The organism is Nocardioides scoriae, from assembly GCF_900104965.1.
Classification (GTDB): Bacteria; Actinomycetota; Actinomycetes; order Propionibacteriales; family Nocardioidaceae; genus Marmoricola; species Marmoricola scoriae.
In genome coordinates this window covers 384,503-401,679 of the sequence record NZ_LT629757.1, presented here as the reverse complement: position 1 = coordinate 401,679, position 17,177 = coordinate 384,503, and the positions used below count along the sequence as shown (strand labels likewise).

Annotated in this window: 17 protein-coding genes and 1 tRNA gene; 4 read left to right on the top strand and 14 right to left on the bottom strand. The window is 74.8% G+C overall.

Features of this window, described 5'->3' with window-relative positions; all coding sequences use genetic code 11:
* Nucleotides 1-69: 69 nt before the first annotated feature.
* Genes BLU55_RS01915 through BLU55_RS01900 form a run of 4 tightly spaced genes read left to right on the top strand, consistent with a single transcriptional unit; the run spans nucleotide 70 to nucleotide 4,436 of the window.
* Complete coding sequence (locus BLU55_RS01915; protein ID WP_269457949.1) at nucleotides 70-2,580, top strand: DUF4118 domain-containing protein; 2,511 nt, start codon at nucleotides 70-72, stop codon at nucleotides 2,578-2,580.
* A complete protein-coding gene (locus tag BLU55_RS01910; protein WP_091725425.1) occupies nucleotides 2,577-3,254 on the top strand; it encodes a response regulator in 678 nt (225 codons plus the stop codon). Before BLU55_RS01915 ends, BLU55_RS01910 begins: the two co-directional genes overlap by 4 nt.
* Before the next feature lie 40 nt (nucleotides 3,255-3,294).
* The gene (locus BLU55_RS01905) at nucleotides 3,295-3,909 is read left to right on the top strand and encodes a Pr6Pr family membrane protein (protein ID WP_091733297.1); all 615 of its coding nucleotides are present in this window, start codon (nucleotides 3,295-3,297) and stop codon (nucleotides 3,907-3,909) included.
* A complete protein-coding gene (locus BLU55_RS01900) occupies nucleotides 3,906-4,436 on the top strand; it encodes a DNA polymerase ligase N-terminal domain-containing protein (RefSeq protein WP_197681068.1) in 531 nt (176 codons plus the stop codon). Before BLU55_RS01905 ends, BLU55_RS01900 begins: the two co-directional genes overlap by 4 nt.
* Nucleotides 4,437-4,507: 71 nt before the next feature.
* On the opposite strand, the gene BLU55_RS01895 is transcribed toward BLU55_RS01900, so the two are convergent.
* The 14 genes from BLU55_RS01895 to BLU55_RS01835 all read right to left on the bottom strand — a co-directional run bounded on the left by BLU55_RS01895 (nucleotide 4,508) and on the right by BLU55_RS01835 (nucleotide 17,153).
* Nucleotides 4,508-4,580 (bottom strand) — tRNA-Ala (locus BLU55_RS01895).
* 118 nt (nucleotides 4,581-4,698) lie between these two features.
* Nucleotides 4,699-5,331, bottom strand: coding sequence for a histidine phosphatase family protein (locus BLU55_RS01890; RefSeq protein ID WP_091725424.1), 633 nt, complete (start codon nucleotides 5,329-5,331; stop codon nucleotides 4,699-4,701).
* Nucleotides 5,321-5,701 (bottom strand): ribosome silencing factor, encoded by a 381-nt coding sequence (gene rsfS / locus BLU55_RS01885; RefSeq protein ID WP_091725422.1) that lies wholly within the window; start codon nucleotides 5,699-5,701, stop codon nucleotides 5,321-5,323. The genes BLU55_RS01890 and rsfS overlap by 11 nt, the downstream gene beginning before the upstream one ends.
* Nucleotides 5,698-6,294, bottom strand: coding sequence for a nicotinate-nucleotide adenylyltransferase (gene nadD / locus BLU55_RS01880; protein WP_269457934.1), 597 nt, complete (start codon nucleotides 6,292-6,294; stop codon nucleotides 5,698-5,700). Before nadD ends, rsfS begins: the two co-directional genes overlap by 4 nt.
* Before the next feature lie 53 nt (nucleotides 6,295-6,347).
* Nucleotides 6,348-6,500, bottom strand: a complete 153-nt coding sequence (locus BLU55_RS19300) for a hypothetical protein (RefSeq protein WP_157682681.1) — start codon at nucleotides 6,498-6,500, stop codon at nucleotides 6,348-6,350.
* A 44-nt stretch (nucleotides 6,501-6,544) separates the two neighbouring features.
* Nucleotides 6,545-7,003 carry a VTT domain-containing protein gene (locus BLU55_RS01875; protein ID WP_091725421.1) on the bottom strand — a complete coding sequence of 153 codons (459 nt, stop codon included), beginning with the start codon at nucleotides 7,001-7,003 and terminating at the stop codon, nucleotides 6,545-6,547.
* Nucleotides 7,000-8,247: a glutamate-5-semialdehyde dehydrogenase gene (locus tag BLU55_RS01870; RefSeq protein ID WP_091725419.1), complete on the bottom strand. Its 1,248-nt coding sequence runs from the start codon at nucleotides 8,245-8,247 to the stop codon at nucleotides 7,000-7,002. Before BLU55_RS01870 ends, BLU55_RS01875 begins: the two co-directional genes overlap by 4 nt.
* Before the next feature lie 76 nt (nucleotides 8,248-8,323).
* Nucleotides 8,324-8,650, bottom strand: a complete 327-nt coding sequence (locus tag BLU55_RS01865) for a hypothetical protein (RefSeq protein WP_091725418.1) — start codon at nucleotides 8,648-8,650, stop codon at nucleotides 8,324-8,326.
* 159 nt (nucleotides 8,651-8,809) lie between these two features.
* A complete protein-coding gene (gene proB, locus BLU55_RS01860; RefSeq protein ID WP_091725416.1) occupies nucleotides 8,810-9,922 on the bottom strand; it encodes a glutamate 5-kinase in 1,113 nt (370 codons plus the stop codon).
* On the bottom strand, nucleotides 9,919-11,475 hold the full coding sequence (gene obgE / locus BLU55_RS01855) for a GTPase ObgE (protein WP_091725414.1): 1,557 nt from the start codon (nucleotides 11,473-11,475) through the stop codon (nucleotides 9,919-9,921). Before obgE ends, proB begins: the two co-directional genes overlap by 4 nt.
* A gap of 179 nt (nucleotides 11,476-11,654) precedes the next feature.
* Nucleotides 11,655-11,912 carry a 50S ribosomal protein L27 gene (gene rpmA / locus BLU55_RS01850; RefSeq protein WP_091725412.1) on the bottom strand — a complete coding sequence of 86 codons (258 nt, stop codon included), beginning with the start codon at nucleotides 11,910-11,912 and terminating at the stop codon, nucleotides 11,655-11,657.
* A gap of 49 nt (nucleotides 11,913-11,961) precedes the next feature.
* A complete protein-coding gene (gene rplU / locus BLU55_RS01845; RefSeq protein ID WP_091725411.1) occupies nucleotides 11,962-12,264 on the bottom strand; it encodes a 50S ribosomal protein L21 in 303 nt (100 codons plus the stop codon).
* Nucleotides 12,265-12,450: 186 nt separating this feature from the next.
* Nucleotides 12,451-16,203: a ribonuclease E/G gene (locus tag BLU55_RS19690; RefSeq protein WP_091725409.1), complete on the bottom strand. Its 3,753-nt coding sequence runs from the start codon at nucleotides 16,201-16,203 to the stop codon at nucleotides 12,451-12,453.
* A 206-nt stretch (nucleotides 16,204-16,409) separates the two neighbouring features.
* Nucleotides 16,410-17,153: a TIGR03936 family radical SAM-associated protein gene (locus BLU55_RS01835; RefSeq protein ID WP_091725408.1), complete on the bottom strand. Its 744-nt coding sequence runs from the start codon at nucleotides 17,151-17,153 to the stop codon at nucleotides 16,410-16,412.
* Nucleotides 17,154-17,177 lie beyond the last annotated feature (24 nt).

Sequence of the window (17,177 nt, the reverse complement as noted above, 5' to 3'; positions counted from 1 at the left end):
GTGACCACCCCACCCGCCCCCGGGCAGGCCGCCGACCCCGAGGGGGGCCGCGACCGGTCGCGCGGGCGGCTGCGGGTCTACCTCGGGGCCGCCCCGGGGGTGGGCAAGACCTACGCCATGCTCGGCGAGGGCCGCCGCCGGCTCGAGCGGGGCACCGACGTCGTCGTTGGCCTGGTCGAGTGCCACGGCCGCCGCCACACCGAGGAGATGCTCCAGGGCCTGGAGGTCGTGCCCCGCCGGGTGCTCCCCTACCGCGGCTCGACGTGGGAGGAGATGGACCTCGACGCCGTCCTCGCCCGCCGCCCGCGGCTGGTGCTGGTCGACGAGCTGGCGCACACCAACGTGCCGGGCTCGCGTCACCGCCACCGCTGGGAGGACGTCGAGGAGCTGCTCGCGGCCGGGATCGACGTCATCACCACCGTCAACGTGCAGCACCTCGCCTCGCTCAACGACGTGGTCGAGAAGATCACCGGGGTGCCGCAGCGCGAGACCGTGCCGGACGCCGTGGTGCGGGCCGCCGACCAGATCGAGCTGCGCGACATGACGGCCGAGGCGCTGCGCCGGCGGCTGGCGCACGGCAACGTCTACGCGCCCGACAAGGTGGACGCCGCGCTGGGGCACTACTTCCGGCCCGGCAACCTCAACGCGCTGCGCGAGCTGGCCCTGCTCTGGACGGCCGACCGGGTCGACGACGCCCTCAACCTCTACCGCGAGCAGCACCGCATCAGCGGCACCTGGGAGGCCCGCGAGCGCGTCGTGGTGGCGCTGTCCGGCGGGGTCGAGGGCGAGACCCTGCTGCGGCGGGCCGCCCGGGTGGCGCGGCGCGCGGGCGGCGACCTGGTGGCCGTCCACGTCACCCGCTCCGACGGCCTGCTCGAGACCGGCGGCGCCGACCTCGCCGAGCAGCGCCGGCTCGCCGAGTCGCTGGGCGCGTCGTACCACCAGGTCGTGGGGGACGACGTCGCCGAGGCGCTGCTCGCCTTCGCCCGCGGGCAGAACGCCACCCAGCTGGTGCTGGGCGACAGCCGCCGCTCCCGGCTCGCCGCGCTGCTCGCCGGCCCGGGGGTGGGCACCCGCACGATCCGGGCCTCGGGCGACATCGACGTCCACATCGTCACCCACGCCCACGCCGGGCGGGCCGCGCCGCCGCCGCGACGGGGCAGCGCACTGGGCGCCACCCGGGTCCGCAGCGGGTACGCCGCCGCGCTCGTCGCCCCGCTGCTGCTGGTCGGGCTGCTGCTGCCGTGGCGCGACGACGTCAACCTCGTCAGCGACATGCTGCTGTTCCTGCTGCTCACGGTCACCGTCTCGCTGGTCGGCGGCCTGCGCCCGGCCCTGGTCTCCGCGGTCGTCGGGTCGGCCTCCCTCAACTACTTCTTCACCCCGCCCTACCGGACCCTCGCGGTCACCGACCCCAACAACGCCCTCGCGCTGGCGGTGTTCGTGGCGGTGGCGATGCTGGTCAGCTCGGTGGTCGACCTCGCAGCCCGGCGCACCCGCCAGGCCGCCCGCGCCGCCGCGCAGGCCCAGACGCTGGCCGACCTCACCTCGGTCGTGCTGGCCGAGGGCGACTCGCTGCAGCTGGTGCTGGAGCGGCTGCGGGAGACCTTCGCCCTCGACGCCGTGTCGCTGTGGGAGGGCGAGCAGCTGCTCGCCACCACCGGGGGCGGCTGCCGGCCCGACGACGCGGCCACGGTCGTCCCGGTGGGGGCCGAGCGCGTGCTCGCCCTCGACGGGCGGCTGCTCGAGGCGGAGGACGAGCGGGTGGTCGCGGCCTTCGCGACCCAGGTGGTGGTGCTGCTCGACCGGCGCCGGCTGTGGGCCCGGGCGCAGGAGGCGGGGGCGCTGGCCGAGGTCGACCGCACCCGCACCGCCCTGCTCGCCGCTGTCGGGCACGACCTGCGCACCCCCCTGGCCGCGGCCAAGGCCAGCGTCTCCACGCTCCGCAGCCCCGACCTGCACCTGGGCCCCGAGGACACCGCCGAGCTGCTCGGCGCCGCCGACGAGTCGCTGGACCGGCTGGCGGCGCTGATCGCCAACCTGCTCGACATGAGCCGGCTGCAGGCCGGCGCGATGGCCGTCGAGCTGCGGGCGACCGGGCTCGGCGAGGTGGGCGCCCGTGCGCTCGACGACCTCGGCGCCACCACGGTGGAGCTCGCCGTCGAGCCCGACCTGCCCGACGTCGAGGCCGACCCCGGGCTGCTGGAGCGGGTGCTGGTCAACCTGGTCGCGAACGCCCTGCGCTTCTCCCCCGACGGCGCCCCGCCCCGGCTCACGGCCGGGCGGGTGGGCGACGTCGTCGAGCTGCGGGTGGTCGACCGCGGCCCCGGCATCCCCGTCGACCAGCGCGACCGCGTCTTCGCCCCCTTCCAGCGGCTCGGCGACTCCGACAACACCACCGGGGTCGGCCTCGGGCTGGCGCTCTCGCGCGGGCTCGCGGAGGCCATGGGCGGCAGCCTCGAGGCCGACGACACCCCCGGCGGCGGCCTCACGATGGTGCTGCGGCTGCGCGCCGCGGCCGGGCCCGACGCCGCGCCGGCTCCCGGGCTCCGCGAGCGCTCGGCCGGGGCGCTGCCGTGACGCGGGTGCTCGTCGTCGACGACGAGCCGGCCATCGTCCGGGCGCTGCAGATCAACCTGCGCGCCCGCGGGTACGACGTGCGCACGGCCACCGGCGGCGCCGAGGCCCTGTCCGTGGCGGCCAGCCACCGGCCGGAGATCGTCGTGCTCGACCTGGGGCTGCCCGACCTCGACGGCACCGAGGTCGTGGCCGGGCTGCGCGGCTGGACCACCGTGCCGATCCTGGTGCTCTCGGGCCGCTCCGACTCCGCCGACAAGGTCGAGGCGCTCGACGCGGGTGCCGACGACTACGTGACCAAGCCCTTCGAGATGGACGAGCTGCTCGCCCGGATGCGGGCCATGCTGCGGCGGGCCGGCCGTCCCGAGGACGAGCCCCCGGTGGTCGAGCTGGAGGACGCCACGGTCGACCTGGCCGCGCGACGGGTGGTGCGCGACGGGTCCGACGTACGCCTGACGCCCACTGAGTGGCACCTGCTCGAGGTGCTGGTGCGCCACCCCGGACGGCTGCTCACCCAGGCCCGGCTGCTGTCGGAGGTGTGGGGACCGGGCTACGAGTCGGCCCACGGCAACCTGCGCCTCTACGTCGCCCAGCTGCGCCGCAAGCTGGAGCGCGACCCCGCGCGTCCGCGCCACCTGCTGACCGAGCCCGGGATGGGCTACCGGTTCGAGCCCTGAGCACGCCCGCGCGTCGGGCCCGACCACTAGCGTGGGTCTCGTGACGTCGCGACGGTGGCTGCCGGTGGTGCGGGTGGCGTTCGCGCTGCTGGGCTTCTCCGCGGTGGTGACCGAGCTGGCCACGCTGGTCGAGCGGGGCGCGTTCCGCCCGACCGAGTTCTTCAGCTACTTCACGGTGCAGACCAACCTGCTGGTGGTCGTCGTCCTGCTCGCCACCGCGCTCACCGAGGGTCGCCGACCGCGGCTCCTCGACCGGGTGCGTGGCGCCACGACGGTCTACATGGTCGTCGTGCTCGTCGTCTTCGCCGTGCTCCTGGCCCCCATCGAGGGCGTCGCCCTCACCGCGGTGCCGTGGGACAACACCGTGCTGCACCAGGTGGTGCCGGTGGTGGTCCTCCTCGACTGGGTGGTCGACCCGCCCGCCGAGCGGATCCCGTGGCGGGTCGGCCTGCTGTGGCTGGCCTACCCGCTGCTGTACGCCGCCTGGGCGCTGGTGCGGGGCCTGCTCGACGGGTGGTACCCCTACCCCTTCCTCGACCCCGACGTGGACGGGTACGCCGCCGTGGCCGTCGCCGCGGTCCTGATCGCGGTCGGCTCGGCCGCCGTGGCCTGGCTGGTCACCCGGCTGCCCCGCCGCCCGACCGTGCGGCCGTGACCCCGCCGGAGGGAGCCGCCCCGGCCCCCGTCTTCACGGTGCAGCGCCACCACGCCTCGACGCTGCACTTCGACCTGCGCCTGGAGGTCGGCGGCGTGCTCGTCAGCTGGGCCGTGCCCAAGGGGCCCTCGCTCGACCCGGCCGTCAAGCGGCTGGCCGTCAGGGTCGGCGACCACGACCTCGACCACGCGACGTACGAGGGACGGCACGAGGGGGGCCGGGGTCCGGGCACCAAGATCGTCTGGGACACCGGCACCCTGACCAACCAGACCCGCCGCCGGGGCCGGCCCGTCGAGCTGACCGACGCCGTGGCTGCGGGCCACCTCAAGGTCGAGCTGCACGGCCACCGGCTGGGGGGCGCCTTCGCCCTCACCCGCACGCGGATGGGCGGCCAGGACTCCAGCTGGATCCTCGTCAAGGTTGACGACGCCGGTGCCGTGCCGGGCAGCGACGTCGCGGCCACGGAGCTGACCTCGGTCCTCAGCGGCCGGACCAACGAGGACCTCGAGTCCGAGCCGGGGTCGTGAGCAGATGGTCCCGCGTCGGTCCCGGGACGGCAGAAGTCCCGCCCGGGGACCCCGGACGGGACTTCGATCGGTGGAGCTGAGGGGATTCGAACCCCTGACCCCCTGCATGCCATGCAGGTGCGCTACCAACTGCGCCACAGCCCCTCCGCTGCCTCGTCGGTGTCCCCGGATCGTGTCCGGTTCGCCGTTTCGGCAACGCGGGAAATATTAGCGGTCGACCTCCCGCGACGCGAATCGGGGGTCCCCCCGCGCGACGCGGGGCTCAGACCTCGGGGATCTGACCCGCCGTCTGGTTGTACGCCGCGAGCCGCAGCCGGCCCCCCGCGCGCTCGCGCAGCACCGCCCAGCCGCAGTTGCGCATCGCCTCGAGGCCGTCGGCCGCCCCGAGCGGCCAGCCGAGCAGCCCGGCCACCCCGACCCGCAGCGCGGCGCCGTGGAGCACCGCGACGGCGGTCTGCCCGGGCGCGACGCGCTCCAGGACCTCGCGCAGGGCCGGGACGATCCGCTCCCCCACCTGCTCGACCGTCTCCGCCCCGGCGGCGTCGACGTGGGCGTGCACGTCGAGCGAGCGGGCGGCGTCGGCTCCGACCCGGGCGGCGTACTCGGCGAACGTCAGGCCGGTCCGCGCGCCGGTGTCGTACTCCCGCAGCCGCGGGTCCGCCTCGGCGACCAGGCCGGTCGCCTGCTCCAGGCGCGCGGCGGTCTGCCGCGCGCGGGCGAGGTCGCTGGTGACGAGCAGCACCGGGTCGAGCGCGGCCACGACCGGGGCCATCTGCTCGGCCTGGGCGCGCCCGAGGTGGTCGAGCCCGATGTCGGTGTGGCCCTGGGCGCGGCCCTCGGCGTTCCAGGCGGTGCGCCCGTGGCGCACCAGCACCAGCCGTCGGTCAGCGGCCACGGCCGGGGGTGACGTCGGCGGGCAGCGTCATGGTCGGGCAGTCGCGCCACAGCCGCTCGAGGGCGTAGAACTCGCGCTCCTCGGTGTGCATCACGTGCACCACGATCTCGGCGTAGTCGAGCAGCACCCAGCGGCCCTGGCGCTCTCCCTCGCGCCGCACCGGCTTGGCGCCGGCCTCGCGGAGCCGGTCCTCGACCGCCTCGACGATCGAGCGCACCTGGCGCTCGTTGCCGGCGGAGCAGATGAGGAAGACGTCGGTGATGGCGAGCTGCTCGGAGACGTCGAAGGCCACGATGTCCTCGGCGATCTTGTCCGAGGCGGCGCGGGCGGCGACGTGGGTCAGCTCGACGGCGCGGGTCGATGCGGTCACGGGGTTCCTCCGGTGGTGGCGTAGAGGTCGTGCTTGGCGATGTACTGGACGACGCCGTCGGGCACGAGGTACCACACCGGCTCGCCCTTGGCGCGCCGCTCGCGGCAGTCGGTCGAGGAGATCGCCAGGGCGGGGATCTCGAGGATCGTGACGCGGTCCGACGGGATGCCGTCGAGCGTGCTCTGGCTCATCTCGTAGCCCGGGCGCGTGCAGCCCACGAAGCGGGCCAGGCCGAAGAGCTCCTCGGCGTCGCGCCAGGTGAAGATCTCGGCCAGCGCGTCGGCGCCGGTGATGAAGTAGAGGTCGGCGTCGGGGATCCGCTCGGCCAGGTCGCGCAGCGTGTCGATGGTGTACGTCGGGCCGGAGCGGTCGATGTCGACGCGCGAGACCGTGAACCGCGGGTTGGAGGCGGTCGCGACGACCGTCATCAGGTAGCGGTGCTCGGCCTGGCTGACGTCACGGTCGGACTTCTGCCACGGCTGGCCGGTCGGCACGAAGACGACCTCGTCGAGGTCGAACCACGCCTGCACCTCGCTGGCGGCGACGAGGTGTCCGTGGTGGATGGGGTCGAAGGTGCCGCCCATGACGCCCACGCGCCGGCGCCGACCCTCGGGCGCCGCGAGCGTCTCGGTCCCCTGCGAGCCGCTCAGGAGTGATCGCGTCCCTTGCCGAAGGCGGTGAGGGCGAACACCGCGAAGAGCAGCAGGGCCAGCGCGCCGAGCCCGATCAGGTACGGCGTCGCGCCGGGACCCTCGCCCTCGGCCTCGGAGAGCGGCAGCAGCAGCAGGAGCTCGATCATGGGCCGCAGCCTATCCGGACCTCGCCACCCAGCTCGGGGCAGGCTCAGTGCACGATCAGCCCGACGCCCACCAGCCAGGCCCAGAAGAACAGGGTGCGGCCGAGCAGGCCGGTGACGAAGAAGACCACGACGTTCATCCGCAGCGTGCCGGCGACCATCGCCATCACGAAGAACGGCGGGAAGCCCACGGCCGCCGAGACGAAGTTGAGGGCCCCGCTGAAGACCGGCCGGCCCTCGACCTGGTGACGCCAGCGCTCGAGCTGCGCCTGGCGCTTGGGCTCCCCCATCCGCTTGCGGATCCACGGCACGTCGAAGGCGCCCCGGGAGGCGTAGTACCAGACCAGCTTGCCGATGTTCTGGCCGAGCGAGGCCACCGCCGCGAGCGCCAGCACGTGGGTCTTGCCGTTGCTGGCGTAGACGACCGAGATGTAGGCCTCCATGTTGAACACCGGGATGCTGGAGGAGAGGACCCCGAAGCCCAGGGTGAGCAGGAGGAGCTTCACCGCGTGTGGCCGTCCCCCGTCACGACGTACTTCGTGGAGGTCATCTCCGGCAGCCCCATCGGGCCGCGTGCGTGCAGCTTCTGCGTGGAGATGCCGATCTCGGCGCCGAAGCCGAACTCGCCCCCGTCGGTGAAGCGCGTCGAGGCGTTGACCAGCACGGCCGCCGAGTCGACCTCGGCCACGAAGCGCTCCGCCGCCGCGGCGGAATCGGTGACGATCGCGTCGGAGTGGGCCGAGGACCAGCGCCGCACGTGGCGCAGGGCGGCGTCGAGGTCGGGCACGACGGCCGCGGAGATCTCGAGCGCGAGGTACTCGGTCCCCCAGTCCTCCTCGGTCGCGGGCTCGACGCCGTCGTGGGCGGCGAACGCCGCGTCGCCGTGGATGCGGACGCCGGCCTCCTGCAGCGCGGCCACCACCCGCGGCACGAACGCGTCGGCCACGTCGGCGTGCACGAGCAGCGACTCGGCGGCGTTGCAGACCGAGGTGCGGTGGGTCTTGGCGTTGAGCACGATCCGCAGCGCCATGTCGAGGTCGGCGGCGGCGTCGACGTAGACGTGGCAGTTGCCCACCCCGGTCTCGATGACCGGCACCGTCGACTCCTCGACGACCGAGCTGATCAGCCCGGCGCCGCCGCGCGGGACGAGCACGTCGACCAGGCCGCGGGCCCGCATCAGCTCCTTGACCGACTCGTGGCCCTCCCCCGCCAGCAGCTGCACGACGTCGGCGGGCAGGCCGGCCGACGACGCGCCCGCGCGCAGCGCCGCCACCACGGCGGTGTTGGAGCGCAGCGCGCTCGAGGAGCCGCGCAGCAGCACCGCGTTGCCGCTCTTGAGGCAGATGCCGGCCGCGTCGGCGGTGACGTTGGGCCGGGCCTCGTAGATGATGCCGACGACGCCGAACGGCACGCGGACCTGCCGCAGCCGCAGGCCGTTGGCGAGCGTCGAGCCGCGGACCACCTCGCCCACGGGGTCGGGCAGGCCGGCCACGTCGCGCAGGCCCTGGGCCATCGCCGCGAGCCGGTCGGCGTCGAGCCGCAGCCGGTCGAGCAGGTGCTCCGGGGTGCCCGTGCCGCGGGCCGCCTCGACGTCGCCGGCGTTGGCCGCCAGCACCTCGGTCTCGGCCCGCAGCAGCGCGTCGGCCATGGCGTGGAGGGCGGCGTCCTTGGTGGCCCTGGTCGCCAGGGCCAGGACGGTGGCGGCCTCGCGGGCGCGTCCCGCCAGCTCGGTGAAGGCGGCAGCGGGCATGCGCCCAGCCTAACCGCGCGGCTCGGGGTCCCCGGGGCCGGTCTGGCCCGGTCGCCGGGGTCTCGACGCAGCCGGGTCAGGCCCGGCGGCCCGCCTCCGAGCGGCGCTCGCGGACGCCCTTCTCGACGATCTCGAGGCCGACGACCTCCCAGCCGGGCAGCCGGGCCGACTCGCGGTGCTCGTTCCACAGCCGCATGGCGAGCGAGGCCACGTCGAGCATGGACTCGCCCTGGTCCCAGAACTGGATCTCGGCGGAGTCCCCGGTCGTGGTGACCGAGTCGAGGAAGGGCCGCTCCTCGCTGAGTCGCTGGAGCGCCGCCCGGGCCAGCAGCGGCTCGACGGGCGCACCGCCCACGGTCAGCGTCACGTGCCAGTGACGCACCTCGGTCTCCACCTGGCCCACGCCCCGTCCGACTCGATGCTCATCACGCCGCTCCGCCCCGGGACCGGCGCCGGGCTGCTGCTCCGGCTGCGGCCAGTCTGTCCGAGGTGTGGGACGGGAGACGGCAAAACGGCCAGATTCGCCCTCTTTCGTCAGGATCTGGAACGAGCCCCAGGACCCTCACAGGACGATCAGGTCGTCGCGGTGCACGACCTCGCGCTCGTACGCCGCCCCGAGCTCGCGGGCCAGCTCGCGGGTCGAGCGGCCGAGCAGCCCCGGCAGCTCGTCGGCGCCGTAGTTGACCAGCCCGCGCGCCACCGCCCGCTGGTCCTGGTCGACGATCTCGACGGGGTCGCCCGCCACGAAGCTGCCCACCACGCCGGTCACCCCGGCCGGCAGCAGCGAGGCCCGGCGCTCGGTCAGCGCCCGCACGGCACCGGCGTCGAGGACCAGGCGGCCCTTGGGCTCGGTCGCGTGGGCCAGCCAGAGCAGCCGGGTGGGGCGGCGCTTGCCGGTGGCGTGGAACAGCGTGCCGGTGGGTTCGCCCTCCAGGGCGGCGCGGGCGTGCGCGGCGCTGGTGAGCACGACCGGGATGCCGGCGCCGGTGGCGATCCGGGCGGCGTCGAGCTTGGTCTCCATCCCACCCGTGCCGACCCCGGCCCCGCCGGCGCCACCGACGCGGACGTGGGCGATCTCCTCGAAGGACCGCACGTCGGCGAACCGGGTGCTGCCGGGGTCGCCGGGCGGCGCGTCGTACAGGCCGTCGACGTCGGAGAGCAGCACCAGCAGGTCGGCGTGGACCAGGTGGGCCACCAGCGCGGCCAGCCGGTCGTTGTCGCCGAAGCGGATCTCGGAGGTGGCGACCGTGTCGTTCTCGTTGACGATCGGCACCGCCCCGAGCTCGAGCAGCTTGTCGAAGGTGCGCTGCGCGTTGGCGTAGTGGCTGCGGCGCGTGACGTCGTCGACGGTGAGCAGCACCTGGCCGGTCACGTGGCCGTGGCGCGCGAACTCCTCGGTGTAGCGGTGCACGAGCAGGCCCTGCCCGACCGAGGCGGCCGCCTGCTGCCGGGCCAGGTCACGCGGCCGGCGCCGGAAGGCCAGCGGGGCCAGCCCCGCGGCGATGGCGCCCGAGGAGACGAGCACCAGCTCGGCGCCCCGCAGCCGCACGCCGACCAGGCTCTCGACCAGCGAGCGCACCCGCTCGGGGTCGATGCCGCCGGCCGCGGTGGTCAGCGAGGACGAGCCGACCTTGACCACCACCCGCCGGGCGCCCGTCACGGCCTCGCGGGTCATGCGTCGTCGTCCTCGTCCCAGCCGTCGTCGATCGGCCGGTCGGCCCCGTCGGCCGCGTCGTCCTCGTCGCCGAAGTCGATGTGGGTCAGGCCGTGCTCCTCGTCGTAGCGACGCGCGACGTCGGCGCGCTCCTCGCCCTCGGCCCGCGTCGCCATGGCCGCGTCGATGGCCCGACGGCGGTGGGCCGCGGTGCGCGACTCGGTGAAGCGCTGGTCCTCGCCGCGACGGCCGAGCATCTGGGCACCGGCGTCGATGCCGGGGCGGAAGTCGAAGACCACGGCGTTGTCCGGGTGCCCGATGAGCACGGTGTCGCCCTCCTCCGCGCCGAGCGTGACCAGCTTGGCCTCGACACCGAGCCGCTCGAGGCGGTCGGCGAGGAAGCCGACGGCCTCGTCGTTGCTGAAGTCGGTCTGGCGCACCCAGCGCTCGGGCTTCTCGCCGCGCACGCGCCAGCCCTCGCCGGTGCGCTTGACGGTGAAGTCCTCGCCACCGCTGGTGGAGCGGGGGCGCAGCACGATCCGGGTGGACTCCTCGACGGGCGCCTCGGCGCGGCGGGCGGCCACGATGCCGGCCATCGCGAAGGACAGCTCGCGCAGGCCCTCGTGGCTGGCGGCGCTGACGGTGAAGACGGGCCATCCGCGGCGGGCGACGTCCTCGCGCACGATGTCGGCCATGTCGCGCCCGTCGGGCACGTCGGCCTTGTTGAGGGCCACCAGGCGGGGCCGGTCGGCGAGGCCGCCGTACTGCTCCAGCTCGCGCTCGATGACGTCGAGGTCGCTGACGGGGTCGCGTCCGGGCTCCATCGTGGCCAGGTCGACGACGTGGACCAGGGCGGCGCAGCGCTCGACGTGGCGCAGGAAGTCGTGACCCAGGCCGCGACCCTCGCTGGCCCCCTCGATGAGGCCGGGGACGTCGGCCACGGTGAAGGTGGTGTCGCCCGCCTTGACCACCCCGAGGTTGGGCACCAGCGTGGTGAACGGGTAGTCGGCGATCTTGGGCCGGGCCCGCGAGAGCGCGGCGATGAGGCTGGACTTGCCGGCGCTGGGGAAGCCGACCAGCCCGATGTCGGCGACGACCTTGAGCTCGAGGTGGACCACGAGCTCCTCGCCGGGCTCGCCCAGCAGCGCGAAGCCGGGGGCCTTGCGCTTGGACGAGGCGAGGGCCGCGTTGCCGAGGCCACCCTTGCCGCCCGCGGCGATGATCATCTCGGTGCCGGGGCCCACCAGGTCGCCGAGGACCTCGCCGTGCTCGTCGGTGACGACCGTGCCGTCGGGCACCACCAGCACCATGTCCTCGCCGTGTCCGCCGTTGCGGAAGTCACCGGCGCCGTGGCCGCCGTGGGGCGCGACGCGGCGGGACTGGTGGTGGTAGTCGATCAGGGTGGTGACGTCGGGGTCGACGCGCAGCACGATCGACCCGCCGGGGCCGCCGTTGCCGCCGTCGGGGCCGCCGAGCGGCTTGAACTTCTCGCGGTGCACCGACGCGACGCCGTTGCCCCCTCGTCCGGCGACGAGCTGCAACCGGACCCGGTCGACGAAGGTGGGGACGGCCACGGTGGAACCTCTCGGTGGTGCTCGGTAGGGGTGCTGCTGCGGGTGGTGCGGGAGGGAGCTGCTGGTGGTGCGGGCGCCGTCGGACGGCGACGGGTGCGGCGGTGGGGTGGAACGGCGAAGGGCGCCCCCGAGAAACTCAGGGACGCCCTCGCTCGAAGCGATTCACCGACCGCGGTGCGTCACTCCCCGGCAGGGAGGATGTTGACGACGCGGCGACCGCGCTTGGTGCCGAACTCCACGTTGCCGCCGACGAGGGCGAACAGGGTGTCGTCACCGCCGCGGCCGACGCCGGCCCCGGGGTGGAAGTGGGTCCCACGCTGGCGCACGATGATCTCGCCGGCGTTGACCAGCTGACCACCGAAGCGCTTGACGCCGAGACGCTGCGCGTTGGAGTCGCGGCCGTTCTTGGTGGAAGCCGCACCCTTCTTGTGTGCCATGAGCTCTAGTCCTTTGCCTTCTGGAGGAGACGTGGGGTCCGACGCGGGGTCAGACGGTGATGTCGGTGACCTTGACCTGGGTGTACTTCTGGCGGTGACCCTGGCGCTTCTTGTAGCCGGTCTTGTTCTTGTACTTCTGGATGACGATCTTCGGGCCCTTGGTGGCGCCGAGGACCTCGACGGTCACCCCGGCCTTGTCCAGGCCGGACGAGGTGACGGTCTCGCCGTCCACGACCATGACGACCGGGAGGGTCAGCGACTCGCCGACCCCGCTGTCCGTCTTGTCGATCTCGATGACGTCGCCCACGGCAACCTTCTGCTGCTTGCTGCCAGCGCGCACGACTGCGTACACGGCGACTCACTCTCCTCGGGTCTGGTGCGTTGAAGTCTGGGCTGCGGCGGCTCACGCTGCACCCGGTCCGGGAGACGGCGGGAGCGTGGTGCCACAACGGTCGGGTGTGGGGTGAGCACACCAAGGGTGAACTTTACGGCCCGGCGGGGGCCGGGTCAAAACGACCCCGGCCCCACCGGCCCGGTCTCAGCGCTTGCGGGCGCCCTTGCGCTTGACGGGCACGTGCAGCAGCGATCCGCCCTCACCGGGCTCGCCGTCACCGTCCTCGCCGTCGTACGCCGTGCCGCCGCCGGTGACGTCGGAGTCCTCGGGCGCCTCCGCCTCGGCCAGGGTGCTGGCGAGGTCCTCCCCCGCCGCCCCCGGCTCGACCGGGACGTCGACGGGCTCGGCACCGGGTCCGGCCGCGGTGCCGGCGCCCGCGGGCGTCTCGGCCTCGTCCACCGGGGTGGGCGGTCCGGCCGGGCGTCCGGCACGCCGGCGCCGGGTGCTGGTGACGACCCGGGGGGCCGCCGGCGGGGCGGCCGGGGCCTCGGGCACGAACGGGGCCGGTTCGGGCTCCTGCTCGTCGGACCCCGTGTCGGGCCGGTCGGTGACCTCGGCAGCCGCGGGCGTCTCGGGCGTCTCGGGTGCCTCGGGCTCGGCGGTCGCCACGGGCGTGACCGACGTCTCGTCGGCGTGCTCGACCGGCACGTCCATCGGCTCGGGCGCGGTGCCCGTCGGGTGGCCGACGACGGTGCGCTCGTCGGCGTCCGTCGAGGGGCCGGCGGGCTGCTCGGACGTGGTGTCGGCGTCGTGGTCGGCCCTCGCGGCCGGGGCCCCGGACTCGTCGTCCTTCTCGGGCGGGCGGCTGTGGGCGAGGTCCTTCGGAGAGGGGGTCGCGGAGCCGGCCGCCGCGTCCTGCTGGTCGCCCCGCCCGTCCTGGCTGCCGTCCCGGCCGCCGCCGTTCTGGCCGCCGTTCTGGCCGCCGTTCTGGCCGCCGTTCTGGCCGCCGTTCTGGCCACCCCGGCGACCGTTGCGGCCGCGTCGACCACGGGGCTCGTCGTCGTCCCCGCCCGAGCCGCCACCGCGCGGCGCGACGGGCTGGTCCTCGACGACGACGCCGCGGCCGCGGCAGTGCTCGCAGTCGTGGCTGAAGGACTCGAGCAGACCGGTGCCGATGCGCTTGCGGGTCATCTGCACCAGGCCGAGCGAGGTCACCTCGGCGACCTGGTGGCGGGTCCGGTCGCGGCCCAGGCACTCCACCATCCGGCGCAGCACCAGGTCGCGGTTGGACTCCAGGACCATGTCGATGAAGTCGACGACGATGATGCCGCCGATGTCGCGCAGCCGCAGCTGGCGCACGATCTCCTCGGCAGCCTCGAGGTTGTTCTTGGTGACCGTCTCCTCGAGGTTGCCCCCGGAGCCGGTGAACTTGCCGGTGTTGACGTCGACCACGGTCATGGCCTCGGTGCGGTCGATCACCAGCGAGCCGCCCGAGGGCAGCCAGACCTTGCGGTCGAGGCCCTTGGCGATCTGCTCGTCGACGCGGTACGCCGCGAAGACGTCCTGGCCGCCGCTCTGGCCGACCTCGGCGGGGCCGTAGTGCTGCAGCCGGTCGCGCAGCTCGGGCGCGACGTGGGAGACGTAGCCGTCGACGAGGTCCCAGGCGTCGTCGCCCTGGATGACCAGCTTGGCGAAGTCCTCGGTGAACAGGTCGCGGACGACCTTGAGGGTCAGGTCGGGCTCGCCGTAGAGCAGCTGCGGCGACTTGCCGGAGCGGACCTTCTCCTCGATGTCGTTCCACCGGGCGGTGAGACGCTCGACGTCGAGGGTCAGCTCCTCCTCGGAAGCGCCCTCCGCGGCGGTCCGCACGATGACGCCGGCGCCGCTGGGGACGATCTCCTTGAGCAGGCTCTTGAGACGGTTGCGCTCGGTGTCGGGCAGCTTGCGCGAGATGCCCGAGGTGGTGCCCTCCGGCACGTAGACCAGGAAGCGGCCCGGCAGGCTGATCTGCCCGGTGAGCCGGGCACCCTTGTGGCCGATGGGGTCCTTGCTGACCTGCACCAGGATCGACTGGCCCGAGGTCAGCACGGACTCGATCTTGCGCTGCTGGCCGTCCTTGTGGCCCAGGGCGGCCCAGTTGACCTCGCCGGCGTACAGCACCGCGTTGCGGCCCTTGCCGATGTCGATGAAGGCGGCCTCCATCGACGGGAGCACGTTCTGCACCCGGCCGAGGTAGACGTTGCCGATGAGGGAGGTCTGCGACTCCCGCGCCACGTAGTGCTCGACGAGCACCTTGTCCTCGAGGACGGCGATCTGGGTCAGGTCGGCGCGCTGGCGCACCACCATGACCCGGTCGACGGACTCGCGGCGGGCGAGGAACTCGGCCTCGCTGACGATGGGCGCGCGGCGGCGACCGGCCTCGCGGCCCTCGCGACGGCGCTGCTTCTTCGCCTCGAGCCGGGTCGATCCACCGATGCTGGTGATCTCGTCCTCGACGTTGCGCGGGCGACGGGGCTCGTCGCCGCCGTCGCTGCCCGATCCCCCGCCGTCGCCCGAGCGCCGCCGGCGGCGCCGGCGGCGCGAGCCGCCCCCGCCCTCGGAGCCGTCGTCGCCGGAGTCGTCGCGCTGGTCGTCGTCGTGCTCCGAGGAGGTGGCGTCGCCGCCCTCGTCGGAGTCCTCGGCGTCGTCACGGGACCCGTTGCCCCGGCCACGTCCGCGGTTGCGGGAGCGACCGCCGGATCGCTGGCCGGACCGGCCACCCGAGCCGGACCCGCTCTCGTCGGCGTCGTCGCCCTCGTCGGTCGCGTCCGTGGTGTCGTCCTGGTCCGCTCCCCGGTCGGCGGACCGATCCGTGTCCCGGCCCGTGGAGCCCGAGCGGTCGGTGCCGTCCGCCGGGGCGTCGTCGCCGGTGTCGGCGGCGTCCCGGTCGTCACCGTCGGAGTCGCGGTCCGAGCCACGTCCGCGGCGTCGGCGACCGCCACGACGGCGGCGGCGCCGGGGAGCACCGTCCCCGGACTCGTCGTCGGAGTCGTCCGAGTCGTCGGTGGAGTCGTCGGCGTCGGTGGCGTCGTCGGTGGCGGTGGCGTCGTCGGTGGCGGTGGAGTCGTCGTCCGAGGCGTCCGACGCATCGGCCGCGGCCGTCGCGTCACCCGCGGTCTCCTCCTCGGTGCCGTCCTCGACGGCGGCGGTGGTCGCGGTCGCGTCGGCCCCCTCGACCTCGGCGGGCAGCACCAGCTGGGCCTGCTCCTCGTCGGTCGCCGCGTCGACGGCAGCGGCCTCGGCAGCCTGAGCCGCCTCGGCGGCCTTCCTGGCCGGGGACTTGCGGGTGCGACGGGCGGCCTTCTTGGCCGGGGCCGCCTCGGTCGCGCCCTGGTCGCCGGTCTCGCCGGACGGCTCCGTGGCCGGCAGAGCGGGCTCGGACACCGGCTCCGCCACGGCCTCGGTCGCGGGCTCGGCCACCGGGTCGGACACCGGGGCGGGAGCGGCCTTGCGGGTCGCGCGCTTGCGCGGCGCCGCCTTCTTCACCGGCGCCTGGAACAGCACGGCGGGGGCGGCCGAGACGGGCGCCTCGGTGCCCGCCCCGGTCCCAGCGTCGGACCCGGCGTCGGGGCTGGCGTCGGGGTTGGGAGCGTCGGCGGCCGGCGCGTCGGCCGGGCCCGCCTCGGCGGCGGGCGGGGCGGCCGCGGCCTTCTTGCGCGAGGCCCGCTTGCGCGGCGCCGGGGCGGCCTCTGCCGGCTCGCCGGCCTCGGCGCCGGCCGCCGGGGTGTCGGCGGCCGTGGCCTTCTTGGGCGCGGTCTTGCGGGTGCTCTTGCGAGCGGTCTTGCGGGCCGGGGCCTCGGCGGGGGCGTCGGCCGCGCCGGCCGGCGCGTCGGTGGGCGCCGCGGTCGGCTCCTGGGGGGACGCCCCGGTGGGCGCGTCGTCCGCGGGGGTGCCGGAGGTGGTGTCGTCGTCGAGCACGGGGTGAGCTCCTACTGCACGAGCCCGGTCACGGTTCCCCGTCGGCCGGCTGGTGCTGGTCACGGCGTACGTCGAGCCGCGGGATGCGGCGGGCCGTACGACAAAGCCTTCTGGTGGCGACCACACCCTCCGCCTGTGCGCGTCGGTCGGGCCTGCTCGCACCAACCGCGGTCGCCGGGCCTACAGATGCGGAGAAGCTGTCACCTTCACCGATCGGCCGCGTCGCGGTCGGGTGCCAACGGATCACCCACCGTGCCGTCTGCTTCATCCAGGGGCCCCTGCGCCAACCGCTGCTGGAGGGCGGCGGTGACGTCGAGGCCGGAGGTTGCGTGCAGAGCGGCGAGAACGTCGTCGGGTCTCACGGACGGCGAGCCGTGCCGCAGGACCACGTCGAGTATCGCACACCCGGGCCGTCCGGGGTCCTCTCCGCGGACCGCCGCGCTGTGGATCGCCGCTCGGGCGTCGAAGCGCCGCAGCCCCTTCTTGGTCATCCGCTCGACCAGCACCTCGGGCGTGTCGAGCAGCGTCCGGACCGCGTCCTGCGCCGCCTCGACGGCCGTGCGGTCGAGCGAGAGCCGCCACACCGAGGCCGTCAGCCGGTCCGGCATCGAGCCGCCCGCGCTGGCGACGACCTCGAGGATGTCGAGCCCGTCGGGCAGCGACGCCGCGAGCGAGGCGTGGACGTCGGCCGGGTCGACGACCTCGGCCAGGGCGATCTCGAGGTACTCCGCCTCGCTCGCCGACCCGGTCGGCGCCGCGCCGGCGTAGGAGATGCGCGGGTGGGGGTTGAAGCCCGACGAGTAGGCCATCGGCACCCGGGCGCGGAAGACCGCGCGCTCGAAGGCGCGGCTGAAGTCGCGGTGGCTGGTGAAGCGCAGCCGACCACGCTTGGCGTAGCGGATCCGGAGACGCTGCACCGGCGGGGCCTGCTGCTCGGGCTGCTCTCGCACCCGCAGACCCTAGCCGCGACCGGC